Raw genomic sequence first — 18,362 nt, 5'->3', positions numbered from 1 at the left:
ATTCAGAACCCTTCCGTGAGGTCGCTCGGGCTGGACAAGGTGCCACGGATCGCGGTGGCTGCGGCGACGAGCGGCGAGACGAGGTGGGTGCGCCCTCCCTTGCCCTGCCGGCCCTCGAAGTTCCGGTTGGAGGTGGACGCACAGCGCTCCCCCGGAGCCAGCTGATCGGGGTTCATCCCGAGGCACATCGAGCATCCGGCGAAACGCCACTCCGCCCCGAAGTCCTTGATGACCTTGTCGAGGCCCTCCGCCTCGGCCTCCAGCCGCACCCTGGCGGATCCGGGGACGACCATGACCCGCACCCCGTCGGCCTTCTTCTTGCCCTCGATGATCGAGGCGAACGCACGCAGGTCCTCGATACGGCTGTTGGTGCACGACCCCATGAAGACCGCGTCGACCGGCACCTCCTTGAGCGGTGTCCCCGGAGTCAGATCCATGTACTCCAGCGCACGCTCGGCGGCGGCGCGCTCGTTCGGATCGTCGATCTCGGCCGGGTCGGGCACCGAGGCCGAGAGCGAGCTGCCCTGACCGGGGTTCGTGCCCCACGTCACGAAGGGCTCGAGCTGGTCGGCGTCGATGAACACCTCGGCGTCGAACGTCGCGCCGTCGTCGGTCGGCAGCGTGCGCCAGTACGCGACGGCCTCTTCCCAGTCCTGTCCCTTCGGCGCATGCGGGCGGCCTTCGAGGTATGCGAACGTCGTCTCGTCGGGAGCGACCATGCCGGCGCGGGCCCCCGCCTCGATGGACATGTTGCAGATGGTCATCCGGCCCTCCATCGACAGGGCGCGGATGGCGCTGCCGCGGTACTCGAGCACGTACCCCTGACCGCCGCCGGTGCCGATCTTCGCGATGACCGCGAGGATGATGTCCTTGGCCGTGACACCGGGGCGGAGCGTCCCCTCGACGTTGATCGCCATCGTCTTGAACGGCTTGAGCGGGAGCGTCTGGGTCGCCATGACATGCTCGACCTCGCTCGTGCCGATGCCGAACGCCATCGCGCCGAATGCGCCGTGGGTCGACGTGTGCGAATCGCCGCACACCACCGTGATGCCGGGCATCGTCAGCCCGAGCTGAGGACCCACCACGTGCACGATGCCCTGTTCGGCGTCGCCCAGCGAGTGCAGACGCACCCCGAACTCGGCGGCGTTGCGGCGCAGCGTCTCGATCTGCGTACGGCTGGTGAGATCGGCGATCGGCTTGTCGATCTCCCACGTCGGGGTGTTGTGATCCTCGGTGGCGATCGTGAGATCGAGACGGCGCAGCGGGCGGTCTTCGCTGCGCAGTCCGTCGAAGGCCTGCGGGCTGGTGACCTCGTGCACCAGATGCAGGTCGATGTAGATGAGATCCGGCTCGCCGTTCTCACCCTTCACGACGAGATGGTCGTCCCAGACCTTCTCTGCGAGAGTTCTGCGGCGTGCGGAATCGGCACCGTTTGCGGGGGTGGTCATTGCGTGTCTCCTGTGGCTGGCGGTTCGGCCCACGATGGACTCCGCGACGAGGAGGGGCTCAGAACGAGGTCTCGTCGCGGCGCCTAAGAAGAAGGAGGACGGCCCGCATGACGTCAGATTACCACCGCTCGGACATGCTCCTCCCCGTCATGACACTCTGTTGAGCACCCCGACCGACCGAGAGGCACCGCATGACCGTCGACTCCGCCCGCTTCGCCACACGCGCGGTCCATGCGGCGAGAACCCGCGAGACTGCGGCGTCGCGCGCGACGCCGATCTACCTGACGGCGGGCTTCGAGTTCGACGACTTCGATCACGCAGCCGATCATTTCCGCACAGGGACAGGCTTCGGATACACGCGCACCGGGAACCCCACGGTGCGCGCGGTGGAACGGCAACTGGCCGCCCTCGAATCGGGAGCGGACGCCGTGCTCGTCGCCAGCGGCCAGGCGGCGGTCGCCACTGCCCTGCTGACCGTCGCGGGCGCCGGCGATCACATCGTGTCGTCCACGCACATCTACGAAGGCACCAGAGGCCTGTTCCTCGACAACCTGGCGCGGCTCGACATCGAGACGACGTTCGTCGACGACATCGCCGATCCGGAGGCCTGGCGCTCGGCGATACGCCCGAACACCCGTGCGCTGTTCGCCGAATCGCTCGCCAACGCGCGCAACGACCTGCTCGACATCCGCACCGTCAGCGGCATCGGCGACGAGCACGCCATCCCGCTCATCGTGGACAACACGCTGGCCACGCCTGCGTTGCTGCGCCCTCTCGAGCACGGAGCTGCGATCGTGGTCCACTCCGCGTCGAAGTTCCTCGCCGGACACGGTTCCGTGCTCGGTGGCGTGCTCGTCGACGACGGACGCTTCGACGCCGAGCTGGCGGGCCACAACGCCCCCCACCTCGTACTTCCCGGTCGGGGCGAGACGCCCAGTGTCTTCGCGCGACACGGCGGTCGTGCCCGCATCGCGTACGCCAGGGAGTCGGTGGCTCCGCGCTTCGGCGCCTCTCCCTCGCCGCTCAACGCCTTCCTGATCGGACAGGGCGTGGAGACGCTCGGACTCCGGGTCGAGCGTCAGTCCCGCAATGCTCTGCAGATCGCCCGGTGGCTGGAGCAGCACGAGGCCGTCGAGAGCGTGGACTACGTCGGACTCCCCTCCCACCCCGACCACGCGCTCGGGAAGCGCTACCTCGACGGCGGTTCCGGCTCGATCTTCACCTTCACCCTTCGGGGCGGACTCCCGGCGGCGCGCCGCTTCGTCGAGGATGTCCAGGTCTTCACCCACATGACCCACATCGGAGACGTCCGTTCCCTGGTGCTGCATCCGGGGACGACAAGTCATGCGCAGCGCACCGACGAAGAACGCGAGATCCTCGGCGTCGGACCGGGCACCCTCCGCCTGTCGATCGGCATCGAGGACGTCGACGATCTTCTCTCCGACCTGTCTCGCGTGCTCCAGGGTGTGCGGGAGACGGTGGCATGACCCGCCCTCAGCACTTCGGCTGGTTCCTCGCCCGTGGCTTCGGCCCGCAGGGTTGGGGATATCCGTCGCTCGACTGGGACTACGACTGGACGCGTCCCGAGATCTATCAGGAGGCCGCGCGGACGCTCGAACAGGCCGGGTTCGATCTGGTCATCATCGAGGACGCACCATCTCTGGGATCGCCTTCGACGATCGACCTGCGGGTGCGGCACGCTTTCGGCGGGCCGAAGCATGATCCGCTCCTCCTCGCGCCGTACCTCTTCCAGGCGACCAGGCATCTCGGCGTGGTCCCGACGGTGAATCCCGCCGCCTCCCTCCCCTACACGGCGGCGCGGCAGTTCGCGACCTTGCAGCACCTCAGCGGTCACCGGCTCGGACTCAACGTCGTCACCGACACCGGCAGCGCCCGCCACTTCTCCGACGCGACGCAGCTGGGACACGACGAAGCGTACGACCGCGCCGAGGAATGGCTCACCGGCATCCGCTCGCTCTGGCGCAGCTGGGATGACGGGGCCCTCGTCGCCGACCGCGAGACCGATGTCTTCGCCGAAGGCACGCGGTTGCGGGCCGTCACGCACCGGGGCGATTACTTCGCGTTCGACGGACCGCTGAACGCCGTGCCGTTCACCCAGGGGGAACCCGCGATCGTCTCGCCCGGCGGCTCGGGCCGAGGACTCGGCTTCGCCGGTGCGAACTCCGACGTACAGCTGGCGCTCGCCCCGCTGCACGAGAAGTCCGTGCGCGACTACCGCGCCAAGGTGCACGAGGCGGCGGTCGCGAGAGGCCGACGTCCGGACGACATCAAGATCCTCTTCGCCATCCAGCCCGTGATCACGTCGTCGAGCGACGAAGCCGATCGCATCGTCGCGGCCTCTACGCACCCCGACGACGCCGCGCTCGTGCAGATCGCCCGCAAGCAGTCGAGTGATCTCGAGACCGACCTGACGTCACTCGACCTCGACCGGCCGCTCGACCTCTCGATCTTCGGCGCCCATGTCTCGCGGGGCAGCATCCAGCGCCTGATCGGCGACCGCGGGGAGGACGCCCCGCTGCGTGCGCATCTGAGCGCGCTCGCCCGCGCCGGTCGCCTCAAGGATCGCACCGGATTCGTCGGCACCGCCGAGGAGTTCGCAGACGTGATCGAGGAGCTCGGCGACTGGGGCAACGACGGCGTGCTGCTGTGGGGCGACTTCCACCCCGTGACGCTGCACCGGACGCTCGATGAGCTCGTACCCGTTCTGCGTCGCCGCGGGATCCTCCGACGCGAGTACGCAGAGGGTGGCCTGCAGGCGAACCTGCGCGCGTTCTGATCGTCGGTGGGGCCGACCGTCACCAGCCCAGGGAACCGGGATCGCCCTTGAAAGGGCCGACGACGGACGAGGTGACCCAGCCGCCGTAGAACCCACCCGGCTGTGGCGTCGCGATCTCGTCGCCCACCGTGCACTCGTCCATCGGGGCCGCGTACACGGCGATCCGATCGGTCAGCGCCTCGAATCCCGGTGTCGGATTCGGATAGTTCCAGGCGGCGCCCCGGCGCACGGTGCCGCCGTTGCGCACGTCGAAGTAGCGGGCCGCGCCCTTGAACTCGCAGAACGATGCACCATCGGCCTCGACCAGTGCACCGGGGACGAAGTCGGCGATCGGAAGGTAATACACGGGAGGGTGGCTCGTCTCCAGCACGCGCACCGCACGACGGGTATCGGCGATCAGGTCTCCGCCGAGGCGGATCGTGACGCGCTCCGTGACCGGCTCGACGCGCGGGGGCCTCGGGTAGTCCCAGACGGATTCCTGTCCGGCGGCCGGGGCGATGGGACGAGGTCGACGCATCTGTTCACTTTACGTCTCTCGGTGTTGACTGGTGCCGTGACCGTCATCCCGATGTTCCCCCTCGGCTCCGTGCATTTCCCGCATACGCCGCTTCCCCTCCGCGTGTTCGAGCCGCGCTACCTCACGATGATCGGCCGGCTCCTGGATGAGGAGGACCCTCGATTCGGGGTCGTTCTCATCGAACGCGGTCACGAGGTCGGCGGGGGTGATCGGCGCAGTCGTATCGGGACGATGGCCCGGCTGGTGAACGTATCCGCCGGTGCGGATGCGCTGCTCGCCGTCGCCGTCGGCACCGACCGCTTCGCTGTCGAGGAGTGGCTCGATGACGACCCCTTCCCCCGCGCCGAGGTGACGTCGCTGTCCGCGCTCGAATGGAACGACGAGCTCACTCCGCTCCGCACCGAAGCCGAGGCGATCGTGCGCCGCACTCTCGCACGCGCCCCCGGAGCGCAGTGGGACGCCGACACCGAGATCTCGGACGAGCCGGTCGCCGCGGCCTGGCAGCTCGCGGCGATCGCTCCCCTGGGCGAGTACGACAGATATGCACTGCTGAACTCCACCACGATGGGTGGGCTGCTTCGTCAGATCATCGACCTCACCCTGGACGCCGAGCTTCTGTGGTCACGCGGATGAGAGGAGAGGCGTCCGCTGGCGAGCGTGCCGCCGCCGGCGTCACTCCACGGTGGTGGATCGCCTCGCCACGCGCTTCTCACGGGACGACGCGATCAGGCTTGCGACCGTCGCGATGGTCATCGAGGCCAGGATCACGCCGAGCGAGACCATGTTGCTGATGTCGGGCACCCACTCGACGTGCTCGCCGCCGTTGATGAACGGCAGTTCGTTGACGTGCAGGGCGTGCAGGATCAGCTTGATGCCGATGAAACCGAGGATGACGGCGATGCCGTAGTGCAGGTAGCGCAACCGGTCGAGCAGGTCGCCGAGCAGGAAGTAGAGCTGGCGGAGCCCCATCAGCGCGAAGATGTTGGCGGCGAAGACGAGGAAGCCGTTCGTGGTGATCTCGAAGATCGCGGGGATGGAGTCGATCGCGAAGATCAGATCGGTCACACCGATGGTGATGAAGACGATGACCATCGGCGTCCACATGCGCTTGCCGTCCACCGTGGTGCGGATCTTCGAGCCGTCGTAGGTCTCGCTGATGTCCACCCGGCGACGCAGCAGCCGCACGATGAAGTTCTCACGCTGCACCTCGCCCTCGTGGTCGCCGTCCGGCATGGCCTGGCGGATCGCGGTCCAGATGAGGAAGGCGCCGAAGATGTAGAAGATCGGCGAGAAGTTCTCGACGATCGCGACGCCGGCGAGGATGAAGAGCCCTCGCAGGACGAGCGCGATGATGATGCCGATCATCAAGACCTGCTGCTGCAGCCGTCGCGGAACGGCGAACTGGGCCATGATCAACACGAAGACGAACAGATTGTCGATGGAGAGGCTGTACTCCAACGCCCATCCGGTGATGAAGTCGCCGGCGTTCTGCCAGCCCCCGACGTTTCCGAGGAGCACGGCGAACAACAGCGCGAGGCCCACGTAGAAGACCACCCAGAGTGTGGATTCCTTCGTCGACGGGATGTGCGGCCGGAGCCGGATGAGGAGCAGGTCGCCGATCAGGATGATCGTGAGGACGATCATCGAGGTGATCTCGAACCAGACGGGAATGTCCAAGGGCGCACTGCACCTTTCGCGGAGGGGTCGGGAATGAGTCGAAAGTCTCTCCCCCGCACTGACGTGCGGCGCGCGCCCGGAGCAGCGATGACGGTGCTCGTGATGACGTTACGCGCGGATTCGGGATACTCCCTCTCGCCCGGGCAATGCTACCGGAGCCTCGGCATCAGCGGGAGCGGATGACGCCCGAATCTTCGCGCCCCACCCGACCCCCGGCTCCCGCATCGAATCTGAGACGATGGGGCGTCGATCGACACTCTCCCTGTGAGAGACACCGAACGGAACCGGGATGCCCCTGCAGACAGATGACCAGAGATGGGCGGCGCAGGCCGCGGCGGGCGACGAGAGCGCCTTCCGCGAGCTGTACCGCACACACGTGCGACCTGTGTACTGGATCGCGCACGGCATCCTCGCCTCGCCGGCCGACGCGGAGGATGTGACGCAGGAGACGTTCGTCGTCGCCTGGCGCAAACTCCCCCGTCTGGAGCTCCAGGGCGAGTCGATCCTGCCCTGGTTGGCCACGATCTGTCGCTTCCAGGCAGCGAATCGAGTTCGCCAACGTCGGAGGGATCAGGCGCACACCGCGGAGGCGGTCGATGAGACCCTGCTGCCGGACACGGTGAGCGTCGAGGAACAGGTCATCACGGCGGAGCTGGCAGCGCGGATCGCGCAGGAGGTGGGCACGTTGAGCGAGCTGGACCGCGAGATCTTCCGCCTGTGCGCGTCGGAGGGCTACGCCTATCAGACGGCTGCCGAGGAGCTCGGGGTGACCCACGCGGTCGTTCGGAATCGTCTCTCCCGAGTGCGCACGCAGTTGCGGGGCGCCGTCACGGAAGCGAGAGACGCATGAACGAACAGACCACCAGCGGCGACCTGCCCGAGCTCTCGGACGAGACGATCTCCCGCATCGAAGACGCGGTCTTCGCCGAGATCGCCACCGAGCGGGCCCCCGCGCACGTCGGGGAAGCGCGATCGCGGACGCGCCATCGGCGTTGGCTCACCGGCGCAGGCATCGCTGCGGCTTTCGTCGTGGGCGTGCTCGTGACTCCGCCGATCCTCGGTGCCGTCGGCGGAGGCACCTCTGTCACGGCCGACGGCGTGAGCACGTCCGGCGGCTCCGTCGCCGATTCCGCTCCCTCCTCCCCCGAGCGGATCACCGGGATCACACCCGAATCGCTGCCCGACGGCGCACTGAGCTCCGGCACGGACGGAACTCTCCCCGGCACGGTGGAGTCCGGCACCGCGGAGGCCGACACCGGACGCCAGATCATCGCCACGGCGCAGGCGACGGTCCAGGTGAAGAGCATTCCCGATGCCGCGACGGCGATCGCCGCCCTGGCGGAGGAGCACGGCGGCTACGTCGAGAGCACGGAGATCGGGAAGTCGATCGCCGCCGACGGCCCCTCCGAGCCGGCCCCCGTTCCCGCCGATTCGGCGTACGGCTGGATCAGCATCCGGGTGCCGTCGGCTGATCTGCCCGACGTGATCGCCGCTCTCGATGACACCGGCGACGTGCTCTCGTCGTCGACGTCGAAGCAGGACGTGACATCGGTCGCGATCGACCTCCAGGCGCGCGTCGACTCCACCCGAGCGTCGGTCGAGCGGCTCACGCAGCTGATGGCGCAGTCGGGAACCGTCGCCGAGCTGATCGAAGCCGAGGTGGCGCTGACAGACCGCCAGGCACAGCTCGAATCGTATGAGCAGCAGCTCGCCGCCCTCGACGATCAGGTCGCCACGTCATCGCTGCAGGTACAGCTGACCAAGGCGAGCACGCCGACCACCGCCGACCCTGCCGGCTTCGTCGACGGGCTGACGGCGGGATGGAACGGGCTCGTCGTGTCGCTGAACGCGCTGGTCATCGCCCTGGGCTTCCTCCTCCCCTGGCTCGTGATCGCGGGCGCCGTCGTGCTCGTCGTCTGGTTCCTCCGCCGCGCACGACGGAACCGACGCCTCGCCGGCGCGACGACATCAGACGAGACGATCGTCGAAGCCTGACGCGGCCGGTGTCAGGAAGAGGCCGTCTCCCTGTGACGGGAGCCGGCCCCTTCTTGATTTTCCGGCTTATACAAGAACACTTGTGCATCCGGTGCACCGCGATTAGCGTCGTCTGCCGTGGAAGACATCTCCGTGATCACCGCCGTGCATCACCCGCTGCGCCGCCGCATCTACGACTACCTGCTCCTGTACGGCACGGCGCAGGTCACCGCGATCGCCCGCGCACTCGACAGCCAGGTCGGCAGCATCAGCCATCACCTGCGCATGCTCGAGCGCGCCGGCGTCGTGGAACGCGCCCCGGATCCTGCGGGCGACAGACGCACCAGCTGGTGGAAGGTCGCGCGTCGGGGCCTCACCTGGTCGACCGACGACTACGCCGATTCGCCCGCCGATGCCCTGCTCGCCAGAGAGGCCCAGCGACAGGGCATCCGGATGCAGATCGATCGGCTCCAGCGCTGGCATCGCAGTCGCCACGATCCGGCCTTCGCCGGGTACGACGGCTCGAACACCGAGACCACAGCCTGGGCGTCACCCGAGGAACTGCGGGACCTCTCCGCGCGGATCCTCACGACGATCCGCGCGTGGCAGGACGACATCGACCTCGACGATGGCCAGGACCGCGCTCCCGTCTTCGTGTTCGCGCACGCCTTCCCGACGGCGCCGTGATGTCGACCGTCAGCGACCCTGTCGAGATCGTCGCGCCCCCCGCCTTCCGCCGCGATCGCCTGGTGCACGCGTGGATCGGCGTGAAGGCGCTCTCGGATGCCGGCGACGCTCTCTGGACCATCGCCCTCGCCTGGACGGCCGTGCAGGTCGCCTCTCCCGCCGTCGCAGGACTGATCGTCGCCGCGGGAACCGTGCCCCGGGCGGTGATCCTGCTGTTCGGAGGCGTGATCGCCGACCGCGCAGACGCCCGTCGCATCATGCTCGTGTTCAACGTGCTCCGGGTCGGCGTGCTGGTCGCCGTCGCGGTCTGGGTGCTCACGACTCCTCCCTCTGTCGCCGTGCTGCTCTTCGCCGCGATCGCGTTCGGCGTCTGCGATGCGTTCTACGAGCCGTCGGCGGGCACGATCGCCCGCCAGCTGGTCAGAGCCGTCGACCTCCCCAGCTACGGCGCTGCAGCGCAGACGGCGTCTCGGCTCGGCACCATGGGCGGCGCGGCGATCGGTGGATTCGTCGTCGCGCACGCCGGTCTCGCCGGAAGCGCATCCGTGAACGCCCTGACCTTCACACTGGTGGTCGCTTTCATCGCGATCTGGCTGCGCCCCCGCTTCCGTCTCGCCCGTGCGGAGAAGGAGACCGCTCTGCGCGGCATCGCGCGCGGGTTCGCCCATCTCTCCGCGAACCCCACGACCCGCACGCTCGTGATCGCCCTCTCGGGACTGAACCTGGCCGTCGGACCCGCCGTCGGGATCGGGCTCGCCCTGAGGGCGCATGACGAGGGGTGGGGCGCCCAGGCTGTCGGCCTGTTCGAGGCGCTGCTCGGCCTCGGCGCCGCACTCGGGGCTGTGTCGGTGGCGAAGTGGCGCCCGCGGCACGAGGCACGGGCAGGTTTCTGGGCGCTGGTCGTGCAGGGCGCCGGAATCGTGGCGCTCGGCTTCGGGCCGGCATGGACCGTCGGTACCGCCGCCTTCGTCATCGGCGCCACCGCGGGGTACGCATCGGTGCTGCTGAGTGCGACGTTCTCGGCGACCGTCGACACCGCATATCTCGGTCGCATGGGGTCCCTCACCCGTCTCGGCGACGATTGCCTCATGCCGCTCGCGATGGCCGGATTCGGCGCACTCGCCTCCGCGACCGCACTCTGGGTGCCGTTCACCATTTTCGGCGGCGCGATGATGGCGCTGATGATCCTGCCCTTGAGCAATCGGACTTTCCGGGCGATGTCGCTGAAACCCGCAGTCTGAGCGCACGGGCACGTGGACGGCGGAAACAAGAAAGCCCCCGGCGAACCGGAGGCTTTCTCTGTTGTGTGACCCCAGCGGGATTCGAACCCGCGTTACCGCCGTGAGAGGGCAGCGTACTAGGCCGCTATACGATGGGGCCGTCTGGCGAAACGTTTCCGTCGCGCGACAACCGTTCAAGTATGCCACGGCGATTCTCACTGCGCCAAATCGGCGCCGCCCTGAAACGAATCCCGGGCGTGGCGCACCGATTCCGTTTGCCGTGGGCGACCTGAAGGAGTTGACTCATCCCATGCGCGTCACCAAGTTCGAACATGCCGCCCTCCGTCTCGATGCGAACGAGAAGACCCTTCTGATCGATCCCGGATCGTTCACGGCACCCCTGAACGACCTCACCGATCTGGTGGGAATCGTGATCACCCATGAACACCCGGACCACTGGACGACCGATCACTTCGACCGCCTCCTCCGCGCAGCGCCCGGAACGCCGATCTTCGCGCCCGCGGGAGTCGCCCGCGCGGCCGAGGGATACGACATCACGGTGGTCTCGCCCGGAGAGACCGTCGAGATCGGCGGATTCACTCTGCGATTCTTCGGCGGAACGCACGAGGTCATTCACGCCTCTCTCCCGACGGTCGAGAACGTCGGGGTCCTCGTGAACGACGAGCTCTACTACCCCGGCGACTCCTACGCGGTTCCCGAGGGCGTCGCCGTCGGCACTTTGGCCGCGCCGCTCGGCGCCCCCTGGCTGAAGATCGGTGACGCGATGGACTACGTGCTCGCTGTCGCCCCGCGCCGCGCGTTCGGCACCCACGACATGACGCTGTCCGTGATCGGCAGGAACATGCACCGACAGCGACTGCAGTGGGCCACGGAGCAGGGCGGCGGCGAGTTCTTCGTCCTCGAGCCCGGCGAATCCCTCGATCTCTGAACATGGCGGACTCCCCCGCCGCCGAGCTCACCCTCGCCGAGCGTGAGGTGAGAGAGCTCCTCCACGGTGTCGCGCCACAATGGGCAGCGCTTCCCCTGACACGCGTCGCTGAGGGATGGGACAACGTCACGTGGCGCCTCGGGCCCGACCTCGCGGTGCGCATCCCCCGCCGCGAACGCGCGGCGCCTCTGATCAGGCACGAACAGCGCGCCCTTCCTGCGATCGCCCTCCGCCTCGCCCCCACGAACGTCCGCACCCCTCTTCCGGTGTTCGCCGGCGCACCCACGCCGATGTTCCCCTGGCCGTGGTCGATCGTGCCGTGGCTTCCGGGAAGCCACGCGCTCGGTCGCGCCCGTCGCGACAACACCTCCTGGGCGGCAGACCTCGCCGCGGTGCTCGTCGCCCTGCACCATGACGCGCCCGTCGATGCGCCCCGGAACCCCATGCGCGGCGTCCCGTTGAGTGCTCGCGATGAGAGCATCCGCTCGCGCCTCGCCGACCTCGCCCCAGCGCTCGCGGAGCCTCTCGACGCCCTCTGGCAGACGGGCCTGGACGCCGCACCAGCAGCCGAGAGCACCTGGATCCACGGTGATCTGCACCCCGGCAACATCCTCGTCGACCGCGACCGCCTCTCCGCACTGATCGATTTCGGTGATGTGACCTCGGGCGATCCCGCCTACGATCTCGCCGCGGGGTGGCTCGCCTTCGACACGGAAGGCCGACACGTGTTCCGGCGCGCGACGGCATCGAGATACGACGACGCCACCTGGATGCGCGCTCGCGCCTGGGCAGCAGCCGTCGCGGCCATCCTCTGCCATTCGAGCGACGATCGCGAGGACCTGCGCGCGCTCGGCCACGACACCGCTCTGGAGCTGTCCGGAGTTTCCTCCTCCTGCTGATGCCGCGCGGGCGGGCGCCCGACGTTCGGGGCTCATCCTTGCCACAGGTTTTCGGACATGGTGTACTGACTGCGCAGTAGCGTGTTACCCATCACTCATCTGAACGGAGATCACCATGACGACCGTACGATCCAGAACGAAGAAGATTCTCGGCGCCGGGATTACCGGCGCCGCCGTCATCTGCGCCAGCCTGCTGATCGGGCCCGCAGCAGGCGCCACGACGAATGACGGCACGACCCCACCGGCCCAGGACGAGCGCGCGCTGTCGCGCATCATCGGGGGCCATGCGGTCCCGAACGACGCCTACCCGTTCATGGCTTCGCTCCAGGCCGGCGGCGAATCCTTCTGCGGGGGCTCGCTCCTGGGCCCGACGCTGGTGATGACCGCAGCGCACTGCGTCACCGGCACGGACTCCCTCACCGGTCTGCCGACGATCGACGGCGTCTCGGTGGTCGTGGGGCGTACGGTGTTGTCCGACGGTACGCAGGGACAGGAACGCGGGCTGTCCGAGTCCCCCGGCGCCGAGCCCATCGTCCATCCTCGCTACCTCGCCGGCGACAGTGCCTATGACGTCGCCTTCCTCGTGCTGGACGCGCCCGTCCAGGGCATCGTCCCGGTGAAGCTGCCGACGAAGGGGACGGACGCCCTGCTGCGCCCCGGTCAGAGTGCGACCGTCATCGGCTGGGGGAACACGGACACCGCTCTCGCCAACTTCCCCGACCGTCTTCGTCAGGTACAGGTGCCGATGCTCGCGACTGCCGAGTGCGAGCTCAGCTACGGTGCTTTCCGGCCCGACGTCAACCTGTGCGCCGGGGTCGTCGGCAAGGACTCCTGTCAGGGCGACAGCGGCGGCCCCCTCTTCCGCCAGCCGCCCGCTCGCGAGACCGCCTATCAGATCGGTGTCGTCTCCTACGGGGACGGATGCGGCGGACAAGGAGCGCCTGGGGTGTACGTCTCGTTGAGCTCTGCCGACCTGTGGGACACGATGGCGGAGAGCAGCGAAGGCAAGGCCCTGAAGGAGGCCCTCGGACGCTGAGCAGCCGGGGCCGCGCAGGCTCAGTCCTGTGCGGCCCTGACCCGGAGGTCCCGCGCGAGGTGGTCGCGCTGCTCGACCACGAGACGCCGCAATGCCGCCGGCGCCGCTGTGTTGGCAGCCAACCACGCGTCGACGGCATCCAGGGAGTCCCCGGCAGGGAACAGACCGATGACCAGCCGTCGTGCGATCTCGATGCTGCGCTCGTCCCAGGCTTGGACGATCCTGGCGAAGTACTCCGCGTCGAACCCGGCGATCAGGTCGCGCCGCCCGCCGGCCCGGAAGCCGCTGATCTCGGCATCGAGGTGATCGTTGCTGAGCGCGAGATCCTCCCAGGCGGACTGCCACGCGTCGCGACGTACCGCCGCATCCGGGCGCGATGCCCGAGCCCGGCGTGCGGCTGTTCGACCGTCGCCCGTGTCATCCCGCTGCTCTTCGACCGCCACATCGGCCAGGTCGGCATGTCCGGTGGTGACGAGTGCGCTGAGCAGCTGCCAGCGCAGGTCGGGATCGATGACGAGTCCCTCCGGCGCATCACCCTCGAGCAGTGCTCGCACCTGTGCATGATGCTCGTCGTCGAAAGCGGATGCGGTCGCGAACGCCCGTGCCCAGGAGAGCTGCGCGTCACTGCCGGCCTCGGCGGATACCAGCGCGCTCCACACGCCGTCGGTCCACGTCCGCTGCTCCTCTTCGCGGCTGGTCGCGGAGACATAATGGCGGATCGTGTAGATCGCGTTCGCGAGGACTCCCGTCAGCAGCCCGATATTGGACTCGTGAGGCGCATGGGAGCGGACGATCGCGAGATAGCGCTGCGCGGCGAGTTCGCCGTCCCGCGTCGCATTCCACAACGACGACCAGACGAGTGCACGGGCCAGCGGATCGTCGATCGCCGAGAGGGATTCCTCGACGGTGACGAGAGAGCCCTCGTCGAGACGCGCCTTGACGTATGTGAGGTCATCGTCGTTGAGCAAAACGAGATCGGCCTCGGGCAGGTCGAGCTCCGTGCGTTCTCCGACCAGGTCGAGCTCGCGCTGCTCACGGCGGACGATACGACCGTCCATGCGCTCGTACAGCCCGATCCGGAGTCGATGCGGCCGTGGGTCGGTCTGCACGAGGATCTGTCGTCCCTCTGGGTCGGTCTCCGTCCAGAGCGTCGACACGCCGGACGTCTGCAGCCATGCCGCGGACCAGTCGCTCATGTCGCGCCCCGACACCGCGCTCAGCTGCACCAGGAAGTCGTCGAGGGTGGTGTTGCCGAACGCGTTGGCCGCGAAGTAGCGCCGCGCTCCCTCGAAGAAGGCCTCGTCTCCGACGAATGCGACGAGCTGCTTGAGCACGGCGGCACCCTTGGCGTAGGTGATCCCGTCGAAGTTCAGCTTGGCGGCCTCGAGATCGGTGATGTCCGCCACGATGGGGTGCGTCGTCGGCAGTTGGTCCTGCTGGTACGCCCATGCCTTGCGACTCGCGGCGAACTTGACCCACGCATCGTGATAGCGCGTCGCGACCGCTGAGGCGTGCGCTCCCATGTAGTCGGCGAAAGACTCCTTGAGCCACAGATCGTCCCACCACGTCATCGTGACGAGATCGCCGAACCACATGTGGGCCATCTCGTGCAGGATCGTGTTGGCGCGAGCCGCGCGCTGCGCATCGGTCGCCGCGCCGCGGGAGAGGTACGACTCCGTGAACGTGACCAGACCGGGGTTCTCCATGGCACCGAGGTTGTACTCCGGAACGAAGATCTGGTCGTACTTGCCCCACGGATACGGGGAGGCGAAGGCGTCGGTGAAGAAATCGAGACCCTGGCGTGTGACCTCGAGGATCTCCTCGGCCTCGAGGTGCGGAGCGAGCGACCTCCGGACGAACACCCCGAGCGTGACGCTCTGCTCGCCGCGCTGCCACTCCCCATCCACGCGGGAGTACGGTCCCGCAGCGACGGCGGTGATGTAGCTCGAGATCGGCAGCGTGGGGGCGAACTCCACACGTTGCACACCGACGCCGAGGTCGGTATGCGTCGGAGACTGGTTGGAGAGCACCTCCCATCCGGTCGGCGCGTCCACCACGAACGTGTACTCGGCCTTCATGTCGGGCTGCTCGAAGCATGCCATGACGCGTCGCGAATCCGCCGGCTCGTACTGCGTGTACAGATAGGTCTCATCGTCGACGGGGTCGTGGAAGCGATGCAGTCCCTCACCGGAACGGCTGTACGTTCCGACCGCTTCGACCCGCACGAGGTTGGACGCGGCGAGCCCGGAGAGCGAGATGCGTGCCCCGTCATAGACGATCTCCTGGTCGACCCCGTTCACGGAGACCCGCTGAACGCCCTCGCCGATGAAGTCGAGCCACGTCGTGTCGGTGGTCGCGTCGAACTCGAGCGTCGTCACGCTGGGGAACCCGGTCCGAGCACGCTCCGGCGCTCCGGTCAGATCGAGCTCGACGCGGATGCGGTGCACGGTGACGGCAGCGGATCGCGCTGCGGTCTCCTCGCGGGTGAGGTTGGCTGTGTCCATGCTTCCATCCTGGCATCCGGAGGCGAGGCGGACAGACCCTCGTGCGACGGATCAGGCGTTCTGGAGACGATGCCCGATCTCGGCGTAGACCTGTGCCGAAGCGTGAGCGCGTGCCTCGGCGGACTCCTCGTCTTCTCGCAGCCGCGCGATGGACGAGAGAATCGCATCGCTTCGTGCCACTTCGGCACGATCACCGGTCGCCTCTGCGATGCTCCGGGCCTCCTGCGCGTGTCGTTCAGCCTCGTGCAGGACCGCGCCCGCATCCGCCGCGTCTTCCGTGTTCGCCGACAGCAGGATCTCGGCGAGGGAGTTCGCAGCCTCTGTCGCGATCAACGGCGAGCCCGCGCGCTCCGCCTCACGGAGGATCTGTTCCGCGGCAGCCTTAGCCTTCCGGACATCTCCCGCTCGTCCGTCGATACGCGCGTGCAGGAGCACGAGGTCGGCAGAGGTCGCATACTCGCCCGCGGTCGCCAGCGTCTGCATCGCAGTCGCACAGAGCTCGCGGGCGCGCACATCATCGCCTCGTGCCTCCGCGACGAGGGCCAGAGTGCGCCGGACGAAGGGCAGCGGCTCGCCATTCGACTCGTCCAACAGCCCGTGCAGCTCCACCTCCGCGTCATCGAGTCGACCGATGGCGAGGAGCAGCAGCGGGCGGTTGCCACGGACGACGGCGATGTTGAGCTCATCGCCTTCGGCCTGCGCCATGGACAGGGCACTCGCGTAGCGCTCCAGCGCCTCCGGATAGCGGGCGAGGATACGAAGGGTGTCGGCGTGATTGCCGGTGGCACGGCCCTCGACGATCCGGTCCCCCGCGTCCCGTGCGTGCGCGATCGCTCGTTCGTACGATTCCACAGCCTCATCGAGGTGACTCATCCAGCGCTGCACGTTGCCTATCTGATTCCACGTGCGCGCCAGCGCCGCACCCGAGGCGATGCGGCGCACGCGATTGAGGGTCACCAGCGCTTCGTCGAGGCGCCCGAGCTTCTCGGCGCAGTGCGCGATGCCGAGGGCGATGTCCGGGACCAGGTCGAGCCCCTCTCCTCGCGACGCGAGGTCGTGCAGCCGCAGCGACTCGTTCCAGAACGACCAGCGTGAGAGCGCGGGATGCGCCTCGATCGCCAGCCGCTCCACCGAGGAGTCGAGGCCGTGCTCGCGGGCCGCCGCCGCGACCGCGAGCACCGTCGTGACCGCACGTGCGGCGAAGTCGGGATCTTCGTGGATCCGCGCGAGCACCGCAGACGCGGACCTCTCCACGAACCCTCTGCGGGTGGACGACGGGCGCAGTGATCGTGACCGAGACGCAGCGAAGGCAAAGACCGTGTCGTGCATGCGCACTCGGCCGTCGCGCAGTTCGACCAGATGGCGGGCGTGCAGCCGGTGCAGATCGAGGGCGGACGATGCCCCGCCCGCGGCCAGGAGCACTCCTTCGTCGATGTCCCTGTCCAACAGGGCGGCGTCCGCGAGCAGGGCTTCCTCGGAGGGGGACAGCGACCGGGTCGCCGCCTCCAGGACGGAGCGGATACGCAGATCACGAGGCTCGTGCTCGAACCGCGATGCGAGATCCTGGAACGACCAGCCCTCGTGCTCCCGCACGATCCCCGCCAGCATCGCGAGATCGAGAGGGAGACCCCCGCTGACGGCGACGATGCGGCGCAGCGCGTCCGCGTGGACGTTCACGTCGGCGTCGGCATCGGCGTCGGCCCCGGACGACGCATCATCCCCCCGGAGGAGATGGGTGAGGAGTCGGAGGGCTTCGGCGCTCGTCATCGGTGGGACGACGACCCGCGCCACGCGTGCACCCATCGCCGAGATCCGCTCCTCCAGGTCGGCAAGGTCGACGCGCGTCGTCACGATGAATCGCACACCGGGGACGAGCAGCGCGGCCAGACGCCTGGCATCGCCCGCGTCCTCGATGATCACGGTCATGCCTCGCGCCGCGGACTGCAGCCCTTCGCGCAGCCGCGGCAGCTCGTAAGGAAGAGAGCGGACGCCGAGGGCTCCCAGCATCCGCCGGAGGACATCGATCGGGTCGGCTCGGGGACGATCCACGTCCGATTCGCGCAGATGCACGGTGAGCACGGGTGACGGACCGGCCAACGCCGTCGCGAGAGTGGTCTTCCCCGCTCCCGGCAGACCGGTGAGGAGGAGGATTTCGGCCTCGGGGACCGAGGCCAGCAGCTCTTCCCGTCCGACGTCCGCTCCCGCCGCGTCCCGAACATCGAGCGTCACCTCGACGTGCACACCCGCTCTCTCACCGTTGAGGAGACGCGCGTTCTCCCGCCAGATGCCGGCTTCGGCATCGTCACCGCCGAGGGCGAGCACGATGTCGCCGACCAGGCGTTCATCGAGTCGCCTCCGCCCCGGGCGGAAGCAGTCGTACACGGTCACCTTGGGCGGCTCTGCGCCGTCGCGCAGGCCGCCGATGCGACGGGCGATCTCGGCATACGACGGTGATCCCGCGTTCGCGCGCATCCGTCCGAGCCCCAGACAGAGCTCGTCGAGGGTGCGCGGCGCGGGCATGGGTCGAGCCTATGGCACGCCGTCGCGGCGACGGACGGCGGCCGTTCGGGCTCGTTCGGAGTCGGACGGCCCTGTGCTCATCACCCCTATGCTCGCTCGACGGAGAGGCCGACCGCGACCTCCCGGACGAGGAG

15 protein-coding genes and 1 tRNA gene are annotated in these 18,362 nt (G+C 68.4%); 10 read left to right on the top strand and 6 right to left on the bottom strand.

What is annotated here, in order from left to right; all coding sequences use genetic code 11:
* Positions 1-2 precede the first annotated feature (2 nt).
* Positions 3-1,448, bottom strand: a complete 1,446-nt coding sequence (leuC, locus tag ACLFA2_RS17715) for a 3-isopropylmalate dehydratase large subunit (protein ID WP_021200426.1) — start codon at positions 1,446-1,448, stop codon at positions 3-5.
* A gap of 191 nt (positions 1,449-1,639) precedes the next feature.
* Between leuC and ACLFA2_RS17710 the strand changes: the two genes are divergently transcribed.
* Positions 1,640-2,935, top strand: coding sequence for an O-acetylhomoserine aminocarboxypropyltransferase/cysteine synthase family protein (locus tag ACLFA2_RS17710; protein WP_426621735.1), 1,296 nt, complete (start codon positions 1,640-1,642; stop codon positions 2,933-2,935).
* A complete protein-coding gene (locus ACLFA2_RS17705) occupies positions 2,932-4,245 on the top strand; it encodes an LLM class flavin-dependent oxidoreductase (RefSeq protein WP_426621734.1) in 1,314 nt (437 codons plus the stop codon). The genes ACLFA2_RS17710 and ACLFA2_RS17705 overlap by 4 nt, the downstream gene beginning before the upstream one ends.
* A gap of 19 nt (positions 4,246-4,264) precedes the next feature.
* On the opposite strand, the gene ACLFA2_RS17700 is transcribed toward ACLFA2_RS17705, so the two are convergent.
* Positions 4,265-4,762, bottom strand: a complete 498-nt coding sequence (locus ACLFA2_RS17700; RefSeq protein ID WP_029259080.1) for a DUF427 domain-containing protein — start codon at positions 4,760-4,762, stop codon at positions 4,265-4,267.
* Between the two features lie 36 nt (positions 4,763-4,798).
* On the opposite strand from ACLFA2_RS17700, the gene ACLFA2_RS17695 reads away from it, so the two are divergent.
* Positions 4,799-5,395 carry an LON peptidase substrate-binding domain-containing protein gene (locus ACLFA2_RS17695; RefSeq protein ID WP_167254250.1) on the top strand — a complete coding sequence of 199 codons (597 nt, stop codon included), beginning with the start codon at positions 4,799-4,801 and terminating at the stop codon, positions 5,393-5,395.
* A 39-nt stretch (positions 5,396-5,434) separates the two neighbouring features.
* On the opposite strand, the gene ACLFA2_RS17690 is transcribed toward ACLFA2_RS17695, so the two are convergent.
* Positions 5,435-6,439, bottom strand: coding sequence for a TerC/Alx family metal homeostasis membrane protein (locus tag ACLFA2_RS17690; RefSeq protein ID WP_021200421.1), 1,005 nt, complete (start codon positions 6,437-6,439; stop codon positions 5,435-5,437).
* 289 nt (positions 6,440-6,728) lie between these two features.
* Between ACLFA2_RS17690 and ACLFA2_RS17685 the strand changes: the two genes are divergently transcribed.
* The 4 genes from ACLFA2_RS17685 to ACLFA2_RS17670 all read left to right on the top strand — a co-directional run bounded on the left by ACLFA2_RS17685 (position 6,729) and on the right by ACLFA2_RS17670 (position 10,341).
* Positions 6,729-7,289, top strand: coding sequence for an RNA polymerase sigma factor (locus tag ACLFA2_RS17685; protein ID WP_029265475.1), 561 nt, complete (start codon positions 6,729-6,731; stop codon positions 7,287-7,289).
* A complete protein-coding gene (locus tag ACLFA2_RS17680) occupies positions 7,286-8,434 on the top strand; it encodes a DUF4349 domain-containing protein (RefSeq protein ID WP_426621733.1) in 1,149 nt (382 codons plus the stop codon). The genes ACLFA2_RS17685 and ACLFA2_RS17680 overlap by 4 nt, the downstream gene beginning before the upstream one ends.
* A 117-nt stretch (positions 8,435-8,551) precedes the next feature.
* Positions 8,552-9,100, top strand: a complete 549-nt coding sequence (locus ACLFA2_RS17675; RefSeq protein WP_021200418.1) for a helix-turn-helix domain-containing protein — start codon at positions 8,552-8,554, stop codon at positions 9,098-9,100.
* Entirely contained in the window at positions 9,100-10,341 is a 1,242-nt protein-coding gene (locus tag ACLFA2_RS17670; RefSeq protein WP_021200417.1) for an MFS transporter, read from the top strand. Before ACLFA2_RS17675 ends, ACLFA2_RS17670 begins: the two co-directional genes overlap by 1 nt.
* Before the next feature lie 66 nt (positions 10,342-10,407).
* On the opposite strand, the gene ACLFA2_RS17665 is transcribed toward ACLFA2_RS17670, so the two are convergent.
* Positions 10,408-10,480, bottom strand: a tRNA-Glu gene (locus ACLFA2_RS17665).
* Positions 10,481-10,630: 150 nt separating this feature from the next.
* On the opposite strand from ACLFA2_RS17665, the gene ACLFA2_RS17660 reads away from it, so the two are divergent.
* From ACLFA2_RS17660 to ACLFA2_RS17650, 3 genes are all read left to right on the top strand, one after another.
* Complete coding sequence (locus ACLFA2_RS17660; RefSeq protein WP_029259074.1) at positions 10,631-11,269, top strand: MBL fold metallo-hydrolase; 639 nt, start codon at positions 10,631-10,633, stop codon at positions 11,267-11,269.
* Between the two features lie 2 nt (positions 11,270-11,271).
* A complete protein-coding gene (locus ACLFA2_RS17655) occupies positions 11,272-12,168 on the top strand; it encodes a phosphotransferase (protein ID WP_426621732.1) in 897 nt (298 codons plus the stop codon).
* A gap of 115 nt (positions 12,169-12,283) precedes the next feature.
* Entirely contained in the window at positions 12,284-13,204 is a 921-nt protein-coding gene (locus ACLFA2_RS17650) for a S1 family serine peptidase (RefSeq protein ID WP_426621731.1), read from the top strand.
* Positions 13,205-13,224: 20 nt separating this feature from the next.
* Here ACLFA2_RS17650 and pepN read toward each other — a convergent pair whose 3' ends face one another.
* Together pepN and ACLFA2_RS17640 are read right to left on the bottom strand one after the other, a co-directional pair.
* Positions 13,225-15,708, bottom strand: a complete 2,484-nt coding sequence (pepN, locus tag ACLFA2_RS17645) for an aminopeptidase N (RefSeq protein WP_426621730.1) — start codon at positions 15,706-15,708, stop codon at positions 13,225-13,227.
* 51 nt (positions 15,709-15,759) lie between these two features.
* Positions 15,760-18,228, bottom strand: a complete 2,469-nt coding sequence (locus ACLFA2_RS17640) for a tetratricopeptide repeat protein (protein WP_426621729.1) — start codon at positions 18,226-18,228, stop codon at positions 15,760-15,762.
* Positions 18,229-18,362: the final 134 nt, after the last annotated feature.

Origin of the sequence: Microbacterium sp. As-52 (assembly GCF_049949185.1) — a bacterium.
Classification (GTDB): Bacteria; Actinomycetota; Actinomycetes; order Actinomycetales; family Microbacteriaceae; genus Microbacterium; species Microbacterium maritypicum_A.
This window is presented reverse-complemented; position numbering and strand designations above follow the sequence as displayed.

What these genes read in the sequence shown, in the direction of transcription:
- leuC (WP_021200426.1), bottom strand. Translation starts at nt 1,448, where the DNA reads ATGACCACCCCCGCAAACGGTGCCGATTCCGCACGCCGCAGAACTCTC.
- ACLFA2_RS17710 (WP_426621735.1), top strand. Translation starts at nt 1,640, where the DNA reads ATGACCGTCGACTCCGCCCGCTTCGCCACACGCGCGGTCCATGCGGCG.
- ACLFA2_RS17705 (WP_426621734.1), top strand. Translation starts at nt 2,932, where the DNA reads ATGACCCGCCCTCAGCACTTCGGCTGGTTCCTCGCCCGTGGCTTCGGC.
- ACLFA2_RS17700 (WP_029259080.1), bottom strand. Translation starts at nt 4,762, where the DNA reads ATGCGTCGACCTCGTCCCATCGCCCCGGCCGCCGGACAGGAATCCGTC.
- ACLFA2_RS17685 (WP_029265475.1), top strand. Translation starts at nt 6,729, where the DNA reads ATGCCCCTGCAGACAGATGACCAGAGATGGGCGGCGCAGGCCGCGGCG.
- ACLFA2_RS17680 (WP_426621733.1), top strand. Translation starts at nt 7,286, where the DNA reads ATGAACGAACAGACCACCAGCGGCGACCTGCCCGAGCTCTCGGACGAG.
- ACLFA2_RS17670 (WP_021200417.1), top strand. Translation starts at nt 9,100, where the DNA reads ATGTCGACCGTCAGCGACCCTGTCGAGATCGTCGCGCCCCCCGCCTTC.
- ACLFA2_RS17660 (WP_029259074.1), top strand. Translation starts at nt 10,631, where the DNA reads ATGCGCGTCACCAAGTTCGAACATGCCGCCCTCCGTCTCGATGCGAAC.
- ACLFA2_RS17655 (WP_426621732.1), top strand. Translation starts at nt 11,272, where the DNA reads ATGGCGGACTCCCCCGCCGCCGAGCTCACCCTCGCCGAGCGTGAGGTG.
- ACLFA2_RS17650 (WP_426621731.1), top strand. Translation starts at nt 12,284, where the DNA reads ATGACGACCGTACGATCCAGAACGAAGAAGATTCTCGGCGCCGGGATT.
- pepN (WP_426621730.1), bottom strand. Translation starts at nt 15,708, where the DNA reads ATGGACACAGCCAACCTCACCCGCGAGGAGACCGCAGCGCGATCCGCT.
- ACLFA2_RS17640 (WP_426621729.1), bottom strand. Translation starts at nt 18,228, where the DNA reads ATGCCCGCGCCGCGCACCCTCGACGAGCTCTGTCTGGGGCTCGGACGG.